Source organism: Curvibacter delicatus NBRC 14919, from assembly GCF_001592265.1.
GTDB lineage: Bacteria > Pseudomonadota > Gammaproteobacteria > Burkholderiales > Burkholderiaceae_C > Hylemonella > Hylemonella delicata.
On the sequence record NZ_BCWP01000016.1, the window covers coordinates 32,877 to 50,806 of the forward strand.

19 protein-coding genes and 1 riboswitch are annotated in these 17,930 nt (G+C 67.4%); of the genes, 4 read left to right on the forward strand and 15 right to left on the reverse strand.

Features of this window, described 5'->3' with window-relative positions; all coding sequences use genetic code 11:
- Nucleotide 1: 1 nt before the first annotated feature.
- From CDE01S_RS09350 to CDE01S_RS09420, 15 genes are read right to left on the reverse strand one after another with little or no spacing between them, the layout of a single operon-like run.
- On the reverse strand, nt 2-547 hold the full coding sequence (locus tag CDE01S_RS09350) for a histidine phosphatase family protein (RefSeq protein ID WP_066706367.1): 546 nt from the start codon (nt 545-547) through the stop codon (nt 2-4).
- Entirely contained in the window at nt 544-1,341 is a 798-nt protein-coding gene (locus CDE01S_RS09355; RefSeq protein WP_066706370.1) for an adenosylcobinamide-GDP ribazoletransferase, read from the reverse strand. The genes CDE01S_RS09350 and CDE01S_RS09355 overlap by 4 nt, the downstream gene beginning before the upstream one ends.
- A gap of 36 nt (nt 1,342-1,377) precedes the next feature.
- Nucleotides 1,378-2,430, reverse strand: a complete 1,053-nt coding sequence (cobT, locus tag CDE01S_RS09360) for a nicotinate-nucleotide--dimethylbenzimidazole phosphoribosyltransferase (RefSeq protein WP_066706372.1) — start codon at nt 2,428-2,430, stop codon at nt 1,378-1,380.
- A gap of 23 nt (nt 2,431-2,453) precedes the next feature.
- On the reverse strand, nt 2,454-3,923 hold the full coding sequence (locus CDE01S_RS09365) for a cobyric acid synthase (protein WP_066706373.1): 1,470 nt from the start codon (nt 3,921-3,923) through the stop codon (nt 2,454-2,456).
- On the reverse strand, nt 3,920-4,939 hold the full coding sequence (locus tag CDE01S_RS09370; protein WP_066706375.1) for an aminotransferase class I/II-fold pyridoxal phosphate-dependent enzyme: 1,020 nt from the start codon (nt 4,937-4,939) through the stop codon (nt 3,920-3,922). The genes CDE01S_RS09365 and CDE01S_RS09370 overlap by 4 nt, the downstream gene beginning before the upstream one ends.
- Nucleotides 4,936-5,928, reverse strand: a complete 993-nt coding sequence (cbiB, locus tag CDE01S_RS09375) for an adenosylcobinamide-phosphate synthase CbiB (RefSeq protein ID WP_066706377.1) — start codon at nt 5,926-5,928, stop codon at nt 4,936-4,938. The genes CDE01S_RS09370 and cbiB overlap by 4 nt, the downstream gene beginning before the upstream one ends.
- Nucleotides 5,928-6,626 (reverse strand): 5,6-dimethylbenzimidazole synthase, encoded by a 699-nt coding sequence (bluB, locus tag CDE01S_RS09380; RefSeq protein ID WP_066706380.1) that lies wholly within the window; start codon nt 6,624-6,626, stop codon nt 5,928-5,930. Before bluB ends, cbiB begins: the two co-directional genes overlap by 1 nt.
- Nucleotides 6,627-6,633: 7 nt before the next feature.
- Complete coding sequence (gene cobO / locus CDE01S_RS09385) at nt 6,634-7,203, reverse strand: cob(I)yrinic acid a,c-diamide adenosyltransferase (RefSeq protein ID WP_066706384.1); 570 nt, start codon at nt 7,201-7,203, stop codon at nt 6,634-6,636.
- 11 nt (nt 7,204-7,214) lie between these two features.
- Entirely contained in the window at nt 7,215-7,985 is a 771-nt protein-coding gene (locus CDE01S_RS09390; protein ID WP_066706387.1) for an ABC transporter ATP-binding protein, read from the reverse strand.
- Nucleotides 7,982-9,001 (reverse strand): FecCD family ABC transporter permease, encoded by a 1,020-nt coding sequence (locus CDE01S_RS09395; RefSeq protein ID WP_066706389.1) that lies wholly within the window; start codon nt 8,999-9,001, stop codon nt 7,982-7,984. Before CDE01S_RS09395 ends, CDE01S_RS09390 begins: the two co-directional genes overlap by 4 nt.
- Complete coding sequence (locus CDE01S_RS09400; RefSeq protein WP_066706391.1) at nt 8,998-9,855, reverse strand: ABC transporter substrate-binding protein; 858 nt, start codon at nt 9,853-9,855, stop codon at nt 8,998-9,000. The genes CDE01S_RS09395 and CDE01S_RS09400 overlap by 4 nt, the downstream gene beginning before the upstream one ends.
- Complete coding sequence (locus CDE01S_RS09405; protein WP_066706393.1) at nt 9,852-10,457, reverse strand: bifunctional adenosylcobinamide kinase/adenosylcobinamide-phosphate guanylyltransferase; 606 nt, start codon at nt 10,455-10,457, stop codon at nt 9,852-9,854. Before CDE01S_RS09405 ends, CDE01S_RS09400 begins: the two co-directional genes overlap by 4 nt.
- Nucleotides 10,450-11,259 carry a cobalamin-binding protein gene (locus CDE01S_RS09410; RefSeq protein ID WP_066706464.1) on the reverse strand — a complete coding sequence of 270 codons (810 nt, stop codon included), beginning with the start codon at nt 11,257-11,259 and terminating at the stop codon, nt 10,450-10,452. Before CDE01S_RS09410 ends, CDE01S_RS09405 begins: the two co-directional genes overlap by 8 nt.
- Before the next feature lie 5 nt (nt 11,260-11,264).
- Nucleotides 11,265-12,629 carry a cobyrinic acid a,c-diamide synthase CobB gene (locus CDE01S_RS09415; RefSeq protein WP_066706396.1) on the reverse strand — a complete coding sequence of 455 codons (1,365 nt, stop codon included), beginning with the start codon at nt 12,627-12,629 and terminating at the stop codon, nt 11,265-11,267.
- 40 nt (nt 12,630-12,669) lie between these two features.
- The gene (locus tag CDE01S_RS09420; protein WP_084382827.1) at nt 12,670-14,565 is read right to left on the reverse strand and encodes a TonB-dependent receptor domain-containing protein; all 1,896 of its coding nucleotides are present in this window, start codon (nt 14,563-14,565) and stop codon (nt 12,670-12,672) included.
- Nucleotides 14,566-14,636: 71 nt separating this feature from the next.
- Nucleotides 14,637-14,875: riboswitch (cobalamin riboswitch) on the reverse strand.
- A 37-nt stretch (nt 14,876-14,912) separates the two neighbouring features.
- Here CDE01S_RS09420 and CDE01S_RS09425 point away from each other — a divergent pair.
- The 4 genes from CDE01S_RS09425 (at nt 14,913) to CDE01S_RS09440 (ending at nt 17,821) form a co-directional block, all read left to right on the forward strand.
- A complete protein-coding gene (locus tag CDE01S_RS09425; protein WP_066706401.1) occupies nt 14,913-15,143 on the forward strand; it encodes a cell division protein ZapB in 231 nt (76 codons plus the stop codon).
- Nucleotides 15,140-15,505 (forward strand): cell division protein ZapA, encoded by a 366-nt coding sequence (locus CDE01S_RS09430; protein ID WP_066706404.1) that lies wholly within the window; start codon nt 15,140-15,142, stop codon nt 15,503-15,505. Before CDE01S_RS09425 ends, CDE01S_RS09430 begins: the two co-directional genes overlap by 4 nt.
- Before the next feature lie 524 nt (nt 15,506-16,029).
- A complete protein-coding gene (locus CDE01S_RS09435; protein WP_066706465.1) occupies nt 16,030-16,830 on the forward strand; it encodes a sulfite exporter TauE/SafE family protein in 801 nt (266 codons plus the stop codon).
- A gap of 55 nt (nt 16,831-16,885) precedes the next feature.
- On the forward strand, nt 16,886-17,821 hold the full coding sequence (locus tag CDE01S_RS09440) for a methionyl-tRNA formyltransferase (protein ID WP_066706413.1): 936 nt from the start codon (nt 16,886-16,888) through the stop codon (nt 17,819-17,821).
- Nucleotides 17,822-17,930: the final 109 nt, after the last annotated feature.

A 17,930-nucleotide genomic window follows, 5' to 3' on the forward strand; every position in this document is an offset into this window, starting at 1 on the left:
CCTAGAGCGGCTGTTGATGCCACTCGCCAAAACCCGGCGCGTGCCGCGGCCACTGCTCGGCATGTTCCAGCCGCTCGATGCCTTGTGCCAGCAGGGCCATGGCACGGATCACGCCGGCATGGGTGACCCACACCGCATCGCCACCCTGCTGCAAGGTCTCGGCGCGCACGGCGGCCACGCGCTGCAGCAACTGGTTCACGCTTTCGCGGCCACCGAACGGGTGGGCGCCGAAGTCGGTCGTCCAGGCATCGAAGGCGCTTTGGGGGATGCTGTCCCAGCGCTGGCCTTCCCAGCAGCCGAAGTCCATCTCGGCCAGGCGTGCATCGCGTTTCAGCATCAAATCGGGCCGAAGGCCTTGTATCTGTTGCGCCAGACGCTCACATCTTTGTAGCGGCGACGTGATGAGCGCGACACCCGGCGGCAACTGCGGTGCCAGCTGGGCGGCGCAGGCCTGCGTGGCGGCCTCATCGGCCGGCAGGTCGCTGGCGCCGTAGCAGACGCCTGCCGCCACCAGCGGTTGCGCATGGCGCACCAGCCAGAGTCTCATAGGCTCAGTGCCAGCCCGAAGTAGACCGCCAGCTCGCACACCTGCTGTGTGGCGCCCAGACAGTCGCCGGTGAACCCCTGCAGGCGGCGCACAAAGAGGCGCCACATCCAGAGCCAGGCCAGCACCGCCACCAGCACCGGCACGAGCCAGTTGACGTCCGGATAGCACCACTGCAGCAGGGCCAGGGCGGCCAGCAGCCACACCGACGCCGCCAGCAGGCTGGCGCCACTGATCTGCTCCGCCAGCGGCTTCGACTTGGAGCGTGCCGTGTCGCCCACATGCGGCAGCAGCCGGATCAGCAGCAGCGGCAGGAAACGCGACACCACATGCGCGGCAAACAGGCCGGCACAGGCCAGTTCCAGATCAACCTCGCCGAGCAGCGTCAGCAAGGACACCTTGGTCAGCAGCGCCAGCACCAGCGCCAGCACGCCGAAGGCGCCAACGCGCGAGTCCTTCATGATGTCCAGCGCCCGCTCGCGTTCGTAGGCACCGCCCAGGCCATCGGCCACGTCGGACAGCCCGTCTTCGTGGAAGGCACCGGTCAGCAGCACCGTGAGCACGGTGCTGAGTGAGGCCGCCACCAGCGGCGTCGCTGTCAGGTCGGGCAACAGCAGCAGCACCGCGGCGTAGCCGAGCGCGGCCACCACCCCCACCAGCCAGCCGATGCCGGGGAAATGCGCCGCGCTCTCGCGCAGCATGGCCGGGCTGTAACCGACCCACGCCGCCAGCCGCCCCGTGACCGGGATGCGGGTGAAGAACTGGATGGCCAGCAGGTAGTGGCGAATGAAGTTCATGGAACAGGGTTTTACCCTAATCGCCCAAGCACGGGATCAGGCCGACTTTTCCGACACACCCGCCGACTCGAAGCTGGCCATGTCGCGCAGCATGACGCAGGCGGACGTCAGCAGCGGCCAGGCCAGTGCCGCGCCCGAGCCCTCGCCCAGTCGCAGACCGAAGTCGAGCAGTGGCTGCTGCGTCGCACTGGCGCCCAGCTGCGCCAGCATCAGTGCATGGCCGCGCTCGCCGGAGCGGTGGGCGAACACGCAGCGCTGCAGTACCTGCGGCGCCAGCTTGCTCGCCACCAGCACGGCCGAGCTGGCAATGAAGCCGTCGACCACGATGACGCGCCGCTCGGCCGCCGCCTGCAGCACCGAGCCCACCATGGTGGCAATCTCGAAACCGCCGAAAGCCGCCAGCACGTCCAGCGGCGCTTTGGCGTCCGGGTGCTTGAGCAGCACCTCGCGCAGCACCGTGATCTTGCGCGCAATGGCCGCGTCATCCAGGCCGGTGCCGGCGCCGGTGCAGTCGGTGATCTCCAGCCCGGCCAGGCGCGACAGCAGCAGCGAGGCGGCCGAGGTGTTGCCGATGCCCATCTCACCCAGCAGCAGCGCGTTGCCGGGCAAGCCTTTCACGAGCTCGACACCGTTGGTCAGCGCCTGGGCGCATTGCTCCGACGTCATGGCCGGCCCGGCCGCCGAATCAGCGGTGCCGGGCGCCACCTTGCGAATCAGCAGCGATGCACGCGGCGCGAAATCATGGCGCACGCCGCAGTCCACCACGGTGAGCGCCATGCCGTGCTGGCGCGCCAGCACGCTCACACACGCGCCGCCGGCGAGGAAGTTCTCCACCATCTGCCAGGTCACATCGCTCGGATAGGCCGACACGCCCCGCGCGGCCAGGCCGTGGTCGCCGGCGAACACCACCATCTGCGGCGCTTGCAACTCGGGCGCCTCGGTACCCAGAATCAGGCCGAGCTGCAGGGCCAGTATCTCAAGACGGCCGAGCGAGCCCAGCGGTTTGGTCTTCTGGTCGATCTTGTGCTGCAGGCGCTGGGCCAGGGCGGCGTCGGTGATGTCAGGAATGTTCGGCAGGGTGAAGGTCATGTCGTTCTCGTTGGAAAAATCGTTCAGCGTCGGATCAGCGCGTCCAGCACGCCGGGTTCGAAGTGCTCGTCAATGAAGTCGGCCATGCGCTCGAACACGGCATCCAGCGTCGGCACCTGGGCGCCGTGCCGGCCGAACAGTGCCTGCAGCGCGGCCGCGTCTTCAAACAGGCCATGCAGGTAGAGACCGAGCACATTGCCGGCCGGGTTCTGCCAGGCCAGATGGGGGATGAGCCGACGCGCCACATCGCCCTTGGCCGCCATGGCCGGGTGTTGCGCCGTCTGGCCGTGGTGGATCTCGTAACCCTGCACCGAGATGCCCGAGAGCGCCACCCACGGACCGATGACGGGGGCAAACGTCGCCCGCGTGCGCTGCACCGTCTTGGCCGGCTCGAAGGCGGTGACCAGCGGCAGCAGGCCCAGGCCCGGTGCGTTGCCGTCGATGTCGTGCGGGTCGATCAGCGCCTCGCCCAGCATCTGCAGGCCGCCGCAAATGCCCAGCACCGCCCCACCCCGCTGCGCATGGGCGGCAATGGCGCGATCCAGTCCTTGCGCGCGCAGCCAGGCCAGGTCGCTGCTGGTGTGCTTGGAGCCGGGCAGGATGACCCAGTCAACACCCTGCAGCTCCGCCGCACTGCGCACCCATTTGAGGCGCACGCCGGGCACGTTCTTGAGCGGCTGGAACTCGTCGAGGTTGCTGATGCGCGGATAGGCGACGACAGCAATGGTGGTCGTGATCTCGCCGGAGCCTGTATGCCGGTCGTCAAAAACACCATCCTCCTCCGGCAGGCCGTGCTGGTGCCACATCGGCAACGTGGCCACCGTCGGAACGCCCGTCTTTTCCTGCAGCATCTGCGGCGCCGGTGCCAGCAAGGTCGCATCACCGCGGAACTTGTTGAGCACAAAACCCTGGATCAGCGCACGATCGACCTCCGGCATCAAGGCCCAGGTGCCATAGAGATGGGCAAAAGCACCGCCGCGGTCGATATCGGTCACCAGCAGACAAGCGGCGTTGGCATGGCGCGCCACGCGCAGGTTGACGATGTCGCTGCCCGAAAGGTTGATCTCCGCCGGCGAACCGGCGCCTTCGATCACCACCACGTCGTTCTCGGCCATCAACTCGTCCAGCGCACGCGCCACCGTGGGCCAGACCTGCTCGCTGCGGCCACGCCAGTCCATGCGTGTGAGTGCCTCATCCACCTGGCCGAGCAGCACCACCTGGCTGTGCGTGTCGCGCTCGGGCTTGAGCAGCAGCGGGTTCATGCGCACCTCGGGTTCGGCCTTGGCCGCCAGGGACTGGAAGTACTGGGCGGAACCAATCTCCCCGCCCCCACCTGAGCCAGCCACCACTCTCGCGTTGTTGCTCATGTTCTGCGCCTTGAACGGCGCGACCTTCAAGCCCTGGCGCGCGTAGTAGCGACACAGCGCCGTGGTGAGCCAACTCTTGCCGGCACCGCTGGTGGTGCCCAGCACCATCACTGCTTTGGCTGTCATGTGCTGGCCCTTTCCTGTACGCGTACGCTCATCCAAGCCTGCTGCAGTGCGTCCTGCGCCTGTGGCGCCAGCACGCCCAGACGCACGTGGCCGGGCAGACCAAACGAAGTGGTATCGCGCAGTTTGATGCCCTGTGCCCGCAAGGCGACCAGGGCCTGCGTCAGCGCCTCGCCTTGCAACTCAGGCCGGGCGCAGAAGTAGTTGGCATGGCTGGGCAGGCAGGTCCAGCCCAGCGCCTCGCATGCGGCCAGTTGGCGGGCCTTCCATTCGTGCAGCGTGGCCAGACTGTGCTGCAACCAGGCCTGCACCCCAGGCTGCAGCCAGGCCTGCAGCAAGGCCACGCCATGCGCGCCCACCAGCCAGGATGGCGCCAAGCGCTCCAGTTGCGCCACCGCCTCCAGTGCGCCGAGTGGTGCGATGACATAGGCGGCGCGCACGCCGGTCAGGCCGAGCGCCTTGTTTGGTGTCCACAGTTGCCAGACGCGCAGCAGTTGCTCCTGTGTCAGGGCCAATGCGCCGCTCAGGCGCAGCGGCTCGTAGGCACGGTCCAGCACCAGCACGGGTGCCGTCGCCACCAGTCCGGCCAGACCCGTCTGCGGCTGTCCCAGCGGGCTGGACGGGTCGCAGGCCCAGGCCAGTTGCGCGTCCTGCGCCAACTCGACCCGCCTCAGGCCCCAGGCCTGCGCGGCGCTCGCGTAGTCGCCATAGTGCTGCGGCGGCAGCCAGACGCCGCGGCCACCCGAACCGTCCGTTTGTTGTGCCACCCAGGCGCTGACGCGGAAGATGAATTCGCTGGCGCTGCCGGCCAGCAGCACGCGTTCCGGCGCCACACCGTGCCAGGCCGCCAGCTGCACGCGCAGCTCGGTGTAGGCCGCGTCCGGGTAGCGCGTGGCATCGGCGCCCTGCACGGCGGCCAGCGCCTGCGGGCACGGACCGCAGGCATTGCTGTTGGTGGAGAAGTCATGCAGCGGCACGCCCTGGGCATCCGGGCCGCCGTGGATACGCAGCGCACTCATGGCTGTACCTCCTGCACCGAAAACGCTATCAAAATAATAGCTGCTGTCGCAAACATGGCAAGGGCCAGAACCACTTTCGAACCTAAAGATGCCGCCTGCCCCGTGTCGCCCGCCAGCGGCGCGTGGCCCTGGCTGTGCAGCGCATAGACGCCGGGCTTGTGCAAGCTCACGTCCAGCGCCAAGGCCATGGCCGCCATCGGCCAGCCACTGTTCGGTGATGGCGTTCGCCCCGCTTCGCGGCGCAGCGCACGCAGCGACAGGCCACCGTTCACCAGCGCCAGCAGCAAGGCCGTCAGGCGTGCCGGCAGCCAGGACAGCACATCGTCGGCGCGCGCCGCCCATTTGCCGGCCCAGGTCCAGTCGCGCCCGTTGTAGATGCCGCGGTAACCCCACATGGCGTCGGCGGTGTTGGCAAAACGGTAGAGCGCCGCGCCGGGCAGGCCCAGCAGCACGAACCAGAAGATCGGTGCCACCACCGAGTCGTTCAGGTTCTCGGCCAGCGACTCGATGGCGCTCTCGCGCACCTCGGCCTCGCTCAAGGCCAACACATCACGGCTGACCAACCAGGCCAGACGCGCACGCCCGGCCGGCAGTGATTCGGCCAAGGCGGTCTCCACCGCCAGCACCTCGCCGCGCAGCATGCGCCAGGCCAGCAAGGGCTTGAGCAGCAGGCCCAGCAGCACCAGGCCGAGCCATACCGGCAATTGCCATGCCAGTTGCTGCAGTGTGATGGACGCTATCAAAACAAGAGCGGCTCCCGCAATCCAGGCCAGGGCACCAAGCCCAAAACGCTGGTAATCGGCAGTGCCCGGCTGGGCCTGCTGCGGCGCGATGAAGGCGCCGACCCAGCCCAGGTAATTCCCCATCCACACCACTGGGTGCCAGCGTGCAGCGGGCTCGCCCAGCCAACGGTCGATGGCCAGCGCCAGCCACAGGGCGCCGACGAGCAGCAGCATCGAAGACAGGGAGAAGGCGCCGATGGACAGCATCACGGTGCCTCGGCTGCAAACAGACTGGCGCCCTGGCCCCAGCGGTCGTCGAACACCAGCCCGGCCAGCGCCTCGCGCTGCGCCCACTGGTCCTGGCTCAGCATCGGTTCGCTGTAATAACCCTGCACCGGCCCCAGGCACAGCAGCGCAATCGGCGCGGCCCCGGGCGGCAGGCCCAGCAGCTGCGCCACCGCGGACGGATCGAACAGCGAGACCCAGCCCATGCCCAGCCCTTCGGCGCGCGCGGCCAGCCACAGGTTCTGGATGGCGCAGGCGGCCGAGGCCAAGTCCATCTGCGGCAGCGTGCGGCGGCCGAACACATGGCGCTCGCGCCCGTCGGCCAACGCCACGGTGAACAGCTCGGCCGCTTCCAGCACACCCTCCACCTTGAGCTTCATGAACGCGTCTTCCCGCTCGCCCAAGGCTCGCGCGGTCTGCACCCGCTCCTGCTCCACCAGCGCGTGCAGCTGCTGGCGCAAGACAGGCCGCGTGATGCGGATGAAGCGCCACGGCTGCATGAAACCGACGCTGGGCGCGTGGTGCGCCGCCTGCAGCAGGCGCTGCAGCACCTCGGGCGCCACGCTGCCACCGGCGAAGTGGCGCATGTCGCGCCGCTCGAAGATGGCCCGGTACACCGCCGCCGCATCAGCCGCGCTGAACGGTTCGGCCGGTACCAGGGTGGCGGGGTCGCGCGTCATGTCCGGGCTAGTCTTCAATGCCGCGTTGTGCCGGGATGCCGGCCTTGAACGCGTGTTTGATGAGTGTCATTTCGGTCACGGTGTCGGCCAGCTCGATGATCTCGGGCGGGCAGCGGCGGCCGGTCAGCACCACGTGCACGTCCTTCGGCCGCGCGCGCAGCGTCGCCAGCACGTCATCGAGCGGAAGCCAGCCGTAGATCAGCGGGTAGGTGATCTCGTCGAGCGTGACCATGAAATACTCGCCGCCCAGGATACTGGCCTTGGCGCGTTCCCAGCCGTCGCGTGCCAGTTGCGCCGAGTGCTCCAGGTCCTGGCTCTTCCAGCTGAAGCCGTCGCCCAGCCCTTCGATCGGGATGCCGAGCTGCTCGAACATGCGGTGTTCGCCGAAGCGTGCCGTCGGCACCTTCATGAACTGGTAGATCTTGACTTTCTTGCCGCGGCCGTGCGCGCGCAGCGCCAGGCCGAAGGCGGCCGTGCTCTTGCCCTTGCCGTCGCCGGTATTGACGATGACGAGGCCACGGCGTTCGCCTTCAGGTTTGTCGTAGCGCTTTTCGGTCGGGGGAGCTTCGATTTCCATGGTCTGTCCGGTTATGAGAGTTTGGGCAGCGAGAGCCATTGCCCCGCTACCTGTTGGATGTGGATGCGGTTGTCGAACACCTGCTCCAGTGCGCGGTGGGTGGCCGCATCAGCGCAGGCGCCGTGGTGCGCCACGCGGCCGGCGGCCATGATGACCAGCTCGTCGGCCTGCAGCGCCAGCGACAGCTCGTGCAGCACGCTGACCACGGTCTTGCCGTTTTTGACGAGTTCACGCACCAGCAGCAGCCAGTCCACCTGGTGCGGCGGGTCGAGGTTGGCCAGTGGCTCGTCCATCAGCAGCACTTCGGCCTGCACCGCCAGCGCACGTGCCAGCAGCACGCGCTGGCGCTCGCCGCCGGAGAGATGGCTCAGGGGGCGTTCGCGCCAGTCCCAGGCCTGGGTGGCGCGCAGCGCCTGTTCCACCGCGGCATGGTCGGCCACGCTGGGTGGTGCCAGCCAGGGCTGGTGCGGCAGGCGGCCCAGCAAGGCGACGTCGTAGGCGGTCAGGTCGTCGGCGCTGCTTTCGTTCTGGCCCAGCCAGGCCAGGTGCCGTGCCTTTTTGCGCGCGTTGAAATGCCCGTCGGGGCAACCCAGCAAAGCCACCTCGCCGGTGTGCGGCAACAGGCCGGCCAGTGCCTTGAGCAGCGTGGACTTGCCGGCGCCATTGGGGCCGACGATGCTGGTCCAGCGCCCCACGGGCAAATCCAGGTCGATGCCGTGCAGGACCTCGACGTTGCCCAGGCTGGCCCGGATGGCTTGCGCGCAAATGGCACTTTGGTTCATAACATCCGACCCCGCTGGTTTTGCCGGTGCATCAGCCACAGCAGGTAGCCGCCGCCCAGCACCGCGGTCAGCACACCCACCGGCAATTCAGCCGGCGCAATCAGCCCCCTTGCCAGCAGGTCGGCCGCCATCAGCAGCACGCCGCCCATCAGGCTGGCCAGGAAGGTGAGACGGCCGTGCGTGGTCTTGACCAGCGAGCGCACCAGGTGCGGCGCGGCCAGGCCGACGAAGGCGATCAGCCCGGTCTGCGCCACCGCCGTGCCGGTGGCCAGCGCCAGCAGCGCGATCAGCGCGGCGCGCAGCGGTGCCAGCTTCAGGCCCAGGCTGGCGGCGGTGGCTTCGCCCAAGGTCAGGCCGTCGAGCACGCGGCTCAAACTCCAGGCCAGCACCATGCACAGGCCCCAGACGACGGCCATCAGCACGCAGGCGCTCCAGCCCACATAACCGGTGCTGCCAAGCAGAAAGGCCTGCATGGCCTGCAGCACCTCGGGCACCAGCAACATGGTGAGCGAGCTCAGGGCGCCGAGCACCACACCGACGATGACGCCGGCCAGCAGCAGGCGCAAAGTGTGCTGCACGCCACGCGCCAGCACCAGCGTGAGCAGCACCGCGCCCACGGCGCCGACGAAGGCGGCACCGGTCAGCCCCAGGCGCACCAGCCAGTGCGTGGCCAGCGGCGAGACACCGAACAGGGCCAAAGCGATGGCCACACCGAGCGAAGCGCCGGAGGCGCTGCCCAACAGATACGGGTCGGCCAGCGGATTGCGGAACAGGCCCTGCGCCACCGCGCCGGCCAGGCCCAGCAGCGCACCGGCCAGCCAGGCGCCCAGCGTGCGCGGCAGGCGGATGTCCCACACGATCTGCCAGGCCACCGGGTCGTGCAGCGCCTGGGTCACGTTCTCGAAACCGGTGCTGCCGACACCGGCGCCCAGCAGCACACCGGCAACGGCCAGCAAGGCCAGCACCACGCCCCACAAGGTGGCGCGGCGCTGCTGCACGGTCACGGCGGCGTTCATCGTGCGCCCCCCTTGTCGGCCAGGCACTGGGCCATCAGACGCGCACCTTCAGCCATGCGCGGGCCGGGGCGGATCAGCACGTCGGCCTGCTCGGCCGGGAAAATGCAGATGCGCTGCTCGCGCACGGCGCGGATGCCGGCCCAACCCGGGCGCTGCGGCAGGCCGGGCACGTTGCGCTGGCTGATCATGATCACATCCGGGTTGGCACGCACCACGTACTCGGGGTTGAGTTTGGGGAACGGCCCCAGACTGGTGGGCACAACGTTCTTCACGCCCAGGCGTGTCAGCGTCTCGCCGATGAAGGACGACTCGCCAGCCGCATAGGGGCCGCGGTTGACTTCGAAATAGATGCGCAGGTTCTTCGCCTGCGCCGGCAGCGACTGCGCCGCCGCCGACACGCCGGCATCGATGTGGCGCCAGACACGCTGCGCGTCGTTGACCGCCAGCAGAACGCCCACCCGCTCCAGCACACGTTGCACGTCGGCATGGCTCTTGGTCTCCAGCGCGGCCACCTTGAGGCCCAGCGCTTCGAGCCGCTCGCTGGCGCGCGACGAGACCGACATCAGCACCAGGTCGGGCTTGAGCGCGACGATGGCCTCGATGTTGGGGTCCAGCCCGCCGCCAACCTGCGGCAAGGCACGCACGCTGGCCGGGTAATTGGAATAACGGTCCACCCCGACCAGGCGCTGGCACTGGCCAAGCTCGCACACGGTTTCGGTCAGCGAAGGTAACAGGCTGACGATGCGCTGCGGCGGCTTGGGCAGCGTGACCTGTGTGCCGCGGTCGTCGGTGATCTGCAAGGCCAGGGCCGGCCAGCAGAGCCACACCAGCACCCAAAGCAGAAGATGTTTCATGCCGTCCCCTTCAAGGTCAGCGGCAGGCCGGCGGCCATCAGCGTGACGCGCGCGCAGGCCTGCGCCACGTCCTGGTTCAGGCGGCCCAGCGCATCAACAAAGGCCCGCACTTCGCGCCCCAGGGGAATCACGCCCAGGCCGATCTCGTTACCCACCAGCACCAGCGGCCCCGGGGCGCTGCGAATTGCTCCTAAAAGCATAGCTATGGGCGCAGACGCATCGGGGGCTGGAGGTCGATTTGACTCAAAATTTTCATCCACCGGAAGCTCAAACGGCATCAGCCAGTTGGTCAACCATAGCGTCAGGCAGTCCACCACCAGCAAGTTGTCGGGGTGGCTGTGCTCGGCAATGGCCTCTGCCAGTAAGCGCGGCTCTTCCAGCGTCTGCAGGCCGGGCACGCGCTCGGCACGTTCGCGCTGGTGGCGGGCGATGCGCTGGTGCATCTCCTCGTCCCAGGCCTGACCGGTGGCGATCAGCGTGGCCTTGTGTTGTGGCGATGCGGCCAGCCACGTCTTCGCCAGCCATTCGGCGCGACGCGACTTGCCGCTCTTCTGGCCGCCTAGGATCAGCTCGCTACGGGCAATGGACAGTGCGTCAACCATGGGTCTGGCTCCATTGCTTGATGATGTGGTGCAGTTGTTCGACGCCGTCGGTCAGCGCGGCCGGGCCGGGTTGCAGGATGTCGGCCGACTTGATCTCGAACAGCTGGCCATGCTTCACTGCGTTGACGTCCTGCCAACCAGCGCGCGCCGCCACCTTCTCGGCGCGGAACTTCTTGCCGCACCAGGAACCGATGATGATGTCCGGGTTGCGGCGCACGATCTCGGCGGGGTCGGCAATGATGCGCTGCTTGCCCATGGCCTGCGTCGCCAGTTCGGGAAAGATGTCGTCGCCACCGGCAATGCCCATCAGTTCCGACACCCAGCGGATGGCGCTGATGTGCGGTTCGTCCCATTCCTCGAAGTAGATGCGCGGGCGGCGCGGCAACTGGGCCGCCGCCTGCCGGATCGCATCCAGCTTCGCCTGCATGTCGTGGATCAGTGCCAGCCCACGCTCGGCCGCCCCCACCATGGCCGCCACCTGGTACAGCATGGAAAAGATCTCGGCCACGCTGCGCTGGTTGAACACCGTGATGGGGATGCCACGGCGGATCAGTTCGGCGGCGATGTCGGCCTGCAGATCGGAAAAGCCGAACACGCAGTCCGGCTGCAGTGCCACGATGGACTCGATGCGGGCGTTGAGGAAGGCACTGACCTTGGGTTTTTCCTCGCGTGCCCGGCGCGGCCGCACGGTGTAACCCGAAATGCCGACGATGCGGCGCTCCTCGCCCAGCAGGTAAAGCCATTCCGTCGTCTCCTCGGTCAGGCAGACGATGCGTTGCGGGCCGAGCGTGCTGACGGCCATCAGACTCATGCACTCAGCTCCTGCGGCACGCGCTGCAAACCCTGGCTGAACAGGCGCGCCACCAGGGCCGGGCTCGACGGGAACCAGGCGTGGAAGTAGCTCGCGCCCACCGAGCTCTGCACATAAACCGCCTCGCCATCCTGCGCCGTGGCATTGCCTTCGGGCCGCGAGGTGCGGACCAGCGGCAGCAGCGGCGTGTCGCTGGTGGAGTAATGAAAGGTGTGGCCACGCAGTTGCTCACCATCGATCAGCAGTTGCTGCGACCCCAGGCCAGCCAGCCGTTTCTGCATGGTCACCTTGCCCGGCAGCAGGCCCCACATGATGTGACGCTGGCCGTCCTTGTCCACCAGTTCATCAAAGAGCACCATCATGCCGCCGCACTCGGCCCACACCGGCTTGCCCTGCGCCACGTGGGCACGAAGGCTGTCGCGCAGCGCGTAGTTGGCACTCAGGCGCTCGGCGTGCAGCTCGGGGTAACCGCCGGGCAGCCAGACCGCATCGCAGGCCGGCAAGGCGCGGTCCGCCAGCGGCGAGAAATACGTCACCAGGGCACCGAGCGCCTGCAGGCACTCGATGTTGGCGGCATAGATGAAGCAGAAGGCCTTATCCATCGCCACCGCCACCGTCTTGCCCAGCAACGGCTGGCTGCGCGACACGGCATCCGCCGCGGGGAAGTTCACGATCCAGCGCTGCAGCTCGGCCGTGCCCATGCGGCCCAGCGGGGTGTCGACCAGCGCATCGGCGGCGGCATCGAGCCGCTCCATCGCATCGCTCAACTCGGTGGCCGCTACCAGGCCCAGGTGACGCTCAGGCAGCGTCAACGCCGGGTTGCGCATCAGCGCGCCAAGCCACTGGTCTGGCTCGCGCAAGCTGCCCTGCAGCATGTCGGCATGGCGTTCGCTGGCCACGCGGTTGGCCAGCACGCCGGCCAGGCGCAGACCTTCGCGGTAATGCTGCAGGCCATAGGCCAGCGCGCCGAAGGTGCCGGCCATGGACGAGGCATCGACCACCGCCAAGATGGGCAGGCCAAAGCGCTGCGCCAGATCGGCCGCGCTGGGTTCCCCGTCAAACAGGCCCATCACCCCCTCGACGATGATCAGGTCGGCCTCCTGCGCCGCCGCATGCAGGCGGGCACGACAGTCGGCCTCGCCGGTCATCCACAGATCGAGCTGGTGCACCGGTGCGCCGCTGGCCAGGGTGTGCCAGAACGGGTCGAGAAAATCCGGCCCGCACTTGAACACGCGCACGCGCCGCCCCTGGCGCGCATGCAGGCGTGCCAGCGCCGCGGTCACCGTGGTCTTGCCCTGGCCGGAGGCCGGGGCCGCAACGAGGATGGCGGGGCAGGCAATGGAAGATGCGGGCTGGTTCATGGTGCGGTGTATGGTAGTCGCAGGCAGGTTCACGGGATGGCTAGCGCAGCGGCGCCCATTTCAGGGCGACGTACAGGCTGCGCCCGCTCGTGGCGTAGCCGCTGGCGAGCTGGTAGGGGGTGTCGGTCAGGTTGTCGATGCGGGCCAGCACCGTCCAGTCCTTCTCGATCCGGGTACTGGCGAAAAGGCTGGCCAAGGCATAACCGGGCAGCAGAATCGTGTTGTTGGCCGGATCGTCGTAGCGATCGCCCGACAACTGCAGATTGCCGCCGACCATCCAGCGGCCCCAGCGGGTATCAGCGGCCAGATTGGCGTGCTGGAAAGCCCGGCGCCCCAGCGGCTTGCCGGTGATGCTGTCACGCGGGTTCTGCACGTCGAGCGAGGCTTGCAGATTAACGTCGGCCACGCGCTGCCTGAGCGACACGGTCATGCCGGCGTATTCGGCCTGTGCCGTGCTGACGTAGCAGCCGGTGCCGTTGGCACAGCCGGTCGCCGAGTTGGAGTACGTGATCAGGTTGCTGACCAGGTTGCGATAGAACACCCAGTCGAACTGGCTCGTGCCCTGTGCGAAACGCAAACCCACTTCCTGGTTGGTGCTGCTTTCCGGCTGCAGCCCGGCCAGGCCGTAGATGCTGAAGCGCTGGTACAGGGTCGGCGCCCGGAACGCCGTGCCGACCGACGCGGTGGCACGCCATTGCGACGTCAGTGCATAGGCGTAGGCGGCGCTGCCGGTGTCCTTGCCGCCGAATTCGCTGTCCTGGTCGTGGCGCGCATTCAGTTGCAGCGAATGCTGCTGCTGGCGCCAGCCATAACCCAGCGCCAAGGCGTCCTGCGAGCGGTCGCGCACGATGGCGGTGCGGGGGTTGACCGTCAGGCCGTTCTCCAGATAATCGGCCCGGCGCTCCAGTACGGCCGTCAGTTGATGGGCACCGACGCGCCACTCGTTCTGCCAGAGATAACCATTGAGCCGCGTCATCGTCAGGTAGGTCGACGCCAGGCCCGTCGGCCGGGTCTCGTACTGGTCGCGCGATTCGGTCAGGCTGACCAGCGTGCTGTAGCGGTCGCTCCATCTGGCGCGCCAGTTCAGGCCCTTGGTTTGCAGCAAATGCAAGGCATGGTCGTCGTACGTGGATCTGGGTGCCGTGTTGGCGCTGTCGTACTGCGCATCCGTGTTGCTCGACAGCACGCTGGCCTCGAGACGGTGCGCATCGTTGAGCTGCCAGCCCATCCGGCCGCTGACCGATTCGCTGGTGTAGCCGTCGTCGTCCTGGTTGTAGGGCTTGGTGGGCGGCGCCGGCAGCAGACGTACGTTGAAGCCGCTGCTGGCCTCGCGCGCCAGGCTGAAGGCGTAATCGACCTGGCCCTGGGTCCCGCTGAAGCCGGCCTCCCATTTGCGCGTACCGTAGGTGCCCAGGCCAACGCCGGCAAAAGGCGTGAACGGCCCCTGCCCTTTGCGCGTGAAGATCTGGACCACGCCGCCCAAGGCATCGGAGCCGTAGACCGCGCTGGCCGGGCCGCGCACGATCTCGATCCGGTCGATCTGCGGCAACGGGATCGCCTCCCAGCTGGCGCCGCCGGTGGACTGGGAATCGACGCGCACGCCATCGACGAAAACGGCGGTGAAACGCGTCTCCGCGCCGCGCAGATAGAGGCTGGTGGAACCGCCCGGGCCGCCGTTGCGCGCCATCTCGACGCCGGGCACGCGCACCAGCACGTCGCCGATGCCGGTGGCGCCGCTGCGTTCGATCTGGTCGCGGTCAATGACCGTGACATCGGCCACCAGATCGGCCAGCGGTTGCTCGGTGCGGGTGGCTGTCACCATGGTTTCCGCCAGCGTGCTGCTGCGGGTCTGTGAATGGGAAATGAGCGAAGAAAATGCGGCGGATGCAGCCAACGCCAGCCAGGCGAGCCGCTTCGCGATGAGAACAGTTGTCATGAGAACAGAAGAACATGGATGCCCTCCCCGGCTTCCCCGCCAGGGCATGGACGTCACGGCTATGCGCCAAGCGCACAACCACCGTATTGGCCGGTATCCGGGCTGATGGAAACAACCTTCATCGCCTTCCCGGATGCTTGGTTCACGCATCCAGTGGCTGTTTGATGAAAGCGGAATCGCGAGCGATTCGTCCACTTACCGTTGCGGGGGCAGCGCAGGTTAGGTTTGCCGTGGCCGGCTCTCCCTCCTGCTTCCCGTTGAACTGCGGCGTGTGAACCACACCGCGAGCACCAACGGGCAGGATTTTACGTCAGGCCGCTTGCGCTGAGCCTACAATCCCTTGATCTATGTCGAACCCGCCCCAAATCGAGCAACTGATCGAGCGCGTGGAGCGCCTGCTGGTGCGCCACGAGGAGTTGCAACGCACCAACGCCCTGCTGGCCGCACAGGTCGACGCCCTCACCAGTGAACGTGACTCGCTCAAGTCGCGCCTGAGCGCTGCGCGCGCCCGTGTGGATGCCCTGCTGGAGCGTCTGCCGGAGGCCGTCGGCGCCGATTCGAACAAGAACACGGCATGAAACAACTCGAAGTCCAGATCATGGGGCAGAGCTATCTGCTCGGTTGCCCCGAAGGCGGCGAAGCCCGTCTGCTCGATGCCGTCGAGCGCGTCGACAGCGCCATGTGCAAGATCCGCGACAGCGGCAAGGTCAAGGCGCGTGACCGCATTGCCGTGCTCGCATCGCTGAACCTGGCGTTCGACCTGTCGGAACGCGCCAGCGCGCCGGTGGCAGCGGCGCCTGCTACCACCACGTCTGCCGCCCCTGCTCCCGCGCCAACGGCGACCGCCGCGACACACACAGCAGCCCACCCGGATGACGCCATTGCCGCGCTATTGCAACGCCTCGACGCCGTACTGGGCGAAGATGGCCGCCTGATCTGAAACACCCCCAGGCTTCGCGCACTGCGTGTCGCTACGCCAGACAGGCCCGCGCCAGAGGCTGTGGCTCTTCGGCCTGTCCGAGCCTGCGCAGGCAGGCTAGGAGCCGCAGGCCTCAGCCCCTTGCAGGGGGCAACGCCAGCGGCCCGGCAAAGCCGGTTCCAAGGCGTTCCCCGTTTGCTCATCCAGACCGCCTCCATCGCACCATCTGACAGCTCACACCAAGCGAACTACAATTCACCTGTCTGCAATGCCGCCGGGCTTTATATTTCCTTGAACCAATGCTCATTGAGCCCGGGCTTGGAATATCGCCTGGCTAGCGTGATCGTCTCGCGTCAGATGAACCCAAAGCCAACGCTGACCTCGCCCACCTGAACCCCGGTTCAGGATGCCGGTCCGGCGGCACTTGCAGACACCTTTGCGCTTCGTTTTCCCAGTCCCTCCACACGTCCCGGGCCGGGGTGCCTGAGCCCGGCTGCATGCGGTTGCTCTTGCCCGTACCGAACGCCAGCCGTCCGTACCGCATGATGTTTCTTGAACCACAACTGATCATCGAACTGGCCCTGATGGGCATCTGTGCCGGCTTCCTGGCTGGCCTGCTGGGCATCGGCGGCGGCATGATCATGGTGCCCTTCATGACCATCATCCTGGAGTCCCAGGGATTTCCGGCGGACTACGTGGTCAAGATGGCGGTGGCCACCTCGCTGGCCACCATCTGTTTCACCTCACTCTCCTCGGTGCGCGCGCACCACAAGCGCGGCGCCGTGCTCTGGCCGGTGGCACGTGTGCTGGCACCGGGCATCCTGGTGGGCTCGCTCATCGGTGCGCAGATCGCAGTGGCCCTGCCAACCAAGGTCCTGGGCATGGTGTTCTCGCTCTTCATCGCCTTCTCGGCCACGCAGATGTTCCTCGACCGCAAGCCCAAGCCCACACGCACCCTGCCCGGGCCGGCCGGCATGTTCGGCATGGGCGGTGTGATCGGCCTGCTGTCCTCCGTGGTGGGCGCCGGCGGCGCCTTCGTCTCGGTCCCGTTCATGACCTGGTGCAACATCAAGATCCACCAGGCGGTGGCCACATCAGCCGCCCTGGGTTTCCCGATCGCCCTGGCCGGCACGCTGGGTTACATCCTGGCGGGCCAGTCCCTGCCCGACATGCCGCCCGGTGCCTTTGGTTATGTGTATGTGCCCGGCCTGCTGGTGATCGCCACCGCCAGCATCAGCACCGCGCCGCTGGGTGCGCGCACGGCGCACAGCATGGACATCCGTCCGCTCAAGCGCGCCTTCGCCGTGGTGCTCTATTTGCTGGCCGCCTACTTCCTGATGCGTTGATAATCGGCGCGTTCAGCATCCAGCCGCCACAGAATTCCAAGAGGGGACTCGCTTCATGAGAATCGCATTCATCGGCCAGCAGGACTTTGGCAAGGCCGCACTGGAGGCCTTTGTGGCACGCGGCGACGAAATCGCCGGCGTGTTCTGCAAACCGGAAAAGCCGGGCGAGAAACCGGACGCCCTGCGCGCCGCCGCCGAGGCGCTGGGCCTGAAGGTGTTCCAGTTCGCCAGCCTCAAGAGCCCCGAAGCCGAGCAGGCCATGCGCGAGTTGCGGGCTGACATCGGCATCATGGCCTTCGTGCTGCAGTTCGTGCCGCAGTCGTTTGCCAACATTCCGACGCACGGCACCATCCAGTACCACCCCTCCTTGCTGCCCCGCTACCGCGGCCCCTCCTCCATCAACTGGCCGATTGCCCGCGGCGACCGCGAAACCGGCCTGACCATCTTCCGTCCCACCGATGGTCTGGACGAGGGTCCGGTCATCCTGCAAAAAACCTGCCCGATCGGCCCCGACGCCACCCTGGGCGAGGTCTATTTCAATGCCCTGTTCCCGCTGGGTGTGGCCGCCCTGCTGGAAGCCGCCGATCTGGTGGTGGCTGGCCAACACCAGGAAGTCGTGCAGGACGAAAGCCAGGCCAGTTACGAAGGCTGGTTCAAGGCCGATGAGGCCCGCATCAACTGGGCCAACCACGTCGACCAGGTCTACAACCTGATCCGCGCCTGCAACCCGGCGCCCGGTGCCTGGACCGAACTGGCCGGCAGCCGGGTCTCGATCTTCGATTGCCGCAAGCACCTGACCCGGCGCTTTGCCGACGTCAGCGGCAAACCCGGTGAGATCGTGCAGATCACGGAAACATCGATCTTCATCAATGCCCAAGGCGGCCAGATCGAAGTGCTCAAGCTGCGCCCTGACGGCGGCAAGAAGATGGGTGCGGCGGACTTCGCCCGCGAACACCGGCTGACTGCGACGGCCACGTCATTGGACATATAAGAGCCAGGTGATGATTACAGTCAGCTGAATTGACTGTACATACGCCCTCTCCTTTTTTACGATTCGAACCACGCCGCGATACACGCGGCGTGAGGTGAGTCAGAAAAAG

Bases quoted from the DNA above. Each gene is read 5' to 3' on its own strand.
- bluB (WP_066706380.1), bottom strand. From the start codon at position 6,626: ATGACGCGCGACCCCGCCACCCTGGTACCGGCCGAACCGTTCAGCGCG.
- CDE01S_RS09370 (WP_066706375.1), bottom strand. From the start codon at position 4,939: ATGAGTGCGCTGCGTATCCACGGCGGCCCGGATGCCCAGGGCGTGCCG.
- CDE01S_RS09415 (WP_066706396.1), bottom strand. From the start codon at position 12,629: ATGAACCAGCCCGCATCTTCCATTGCCTGCCCCGCCATCCTCGTTGCG.
- cobO (WP_066706384.1), bottom strand. From the start codon at position 7,203: ATGGAAATCGAAGCTCCCCCGACCGAAAAGCGCTACGACAAACCTGAA.
- CDE01S_RS09350 (WP_066706367.1), bottom strand. From the start codon at position 547: ATGAGACTCTGGCTGGTGCGCCATGCGCAACCGCTGGTGGCGGCAGGC.
- CDE01S_RS09435 (WP_066706465.1), top strand. From the start codon at position 16,030: ATGTTTCTTGAACCACAACTGATCATCGAACTGGCCCTGATGGGCATC.
- CDE01S_RS09390 (WP_066706387.1), bottom strand. From the start codon at position 7,985: ATGAACCAAAGTGCCATTTGCGCGCAAGCCATCCGGGCCAGCCTGGGC.
- CDE01S_RS09425 (WP_066706401.1), top strand. From the start codon at position 14,913: ATGTCGAACCCGCCCCAAATCGAGCAACTGATCGAGCGCGTGGAGCGC.
- CDE01S_RS09405 (WP_066706393.1), bottom strand. From the start codon at position 10,457: ATGGTTGACGCACTGTCCATTGCCCGTAGCGAGCTGATCCTAGGCGGC.
- CDE01S_RS09420 (WP_084382827.1), bottom strand. From the start codon at position 14,565: ATGACAACTGTTCTCATCGCGAAGCGGCTCGCCTGGCTGGCGTTGGCT.
- CDE01S_RS09395 (WP_066706389.1), bottom strand. From the start codon at position 9,001: ATGAACGCCGCCGTGACCGTGCAGCAGCGCCGCGCCACCTTGTGGGGC.
- CDE01S_RS09400 (WP_066706391.1), bottom strand. From the start codon at position 9,855: ATGAAACATCTTCTGCTTTGGGTGCTGGTGTGGCTCTGCTGGCCGGCC.
- CDE01S_RS09365 (WP_066706373.1), bottom strand. From the start codon at position 3,923: ATGACAGCCAAAGCAGTGATGGTGCTGGGCACCACCAGCGGTGCCGGC.
- CDE01S_RS09410 (WP_066706464.1), bottom strand. From the start codon at position 11,259: ATGGCCGTCAGCACGCTCGGCCCGCAACGCATCGTCTGCCTGACCGAG.
- cobT (WP_066706372.1), bottom strand. From the start codon at position 2,430: ATGACCTTCACCCTGCCGAACATTCCTGACATCACCGACGCCGCCCTG.
- CDE01S_RS09430 (WP_066706404.1), top strand. From the start codon at position 15,140: ATGAAACAACTCGAAGTCCAGATCATGGGGCAGAGCTATCTGCTCGGT.
- cbiB (WP_066706377.1), bottom strand. From the start codon at position 5,928: ATGCTGTCCATCGGCGCCTTCTCCCTGTCTTCGATGCTGCTGCTCGTC.
- CDE01S_RS09355 (WP_066706370.1), bottom strand. From the start codon at position 1,341: ATGAACTTCATTCGCCACTACCTGCTGGCCATCCAGTTCTTCACCCGC.
- CDE01S_RS09440 (WP_066706413.1), top strand. From the start codon at position 16,886: ATGAGAATCGCATTCATCGGCCAGCAGGACTTTGGCAAGGCCGCACTG.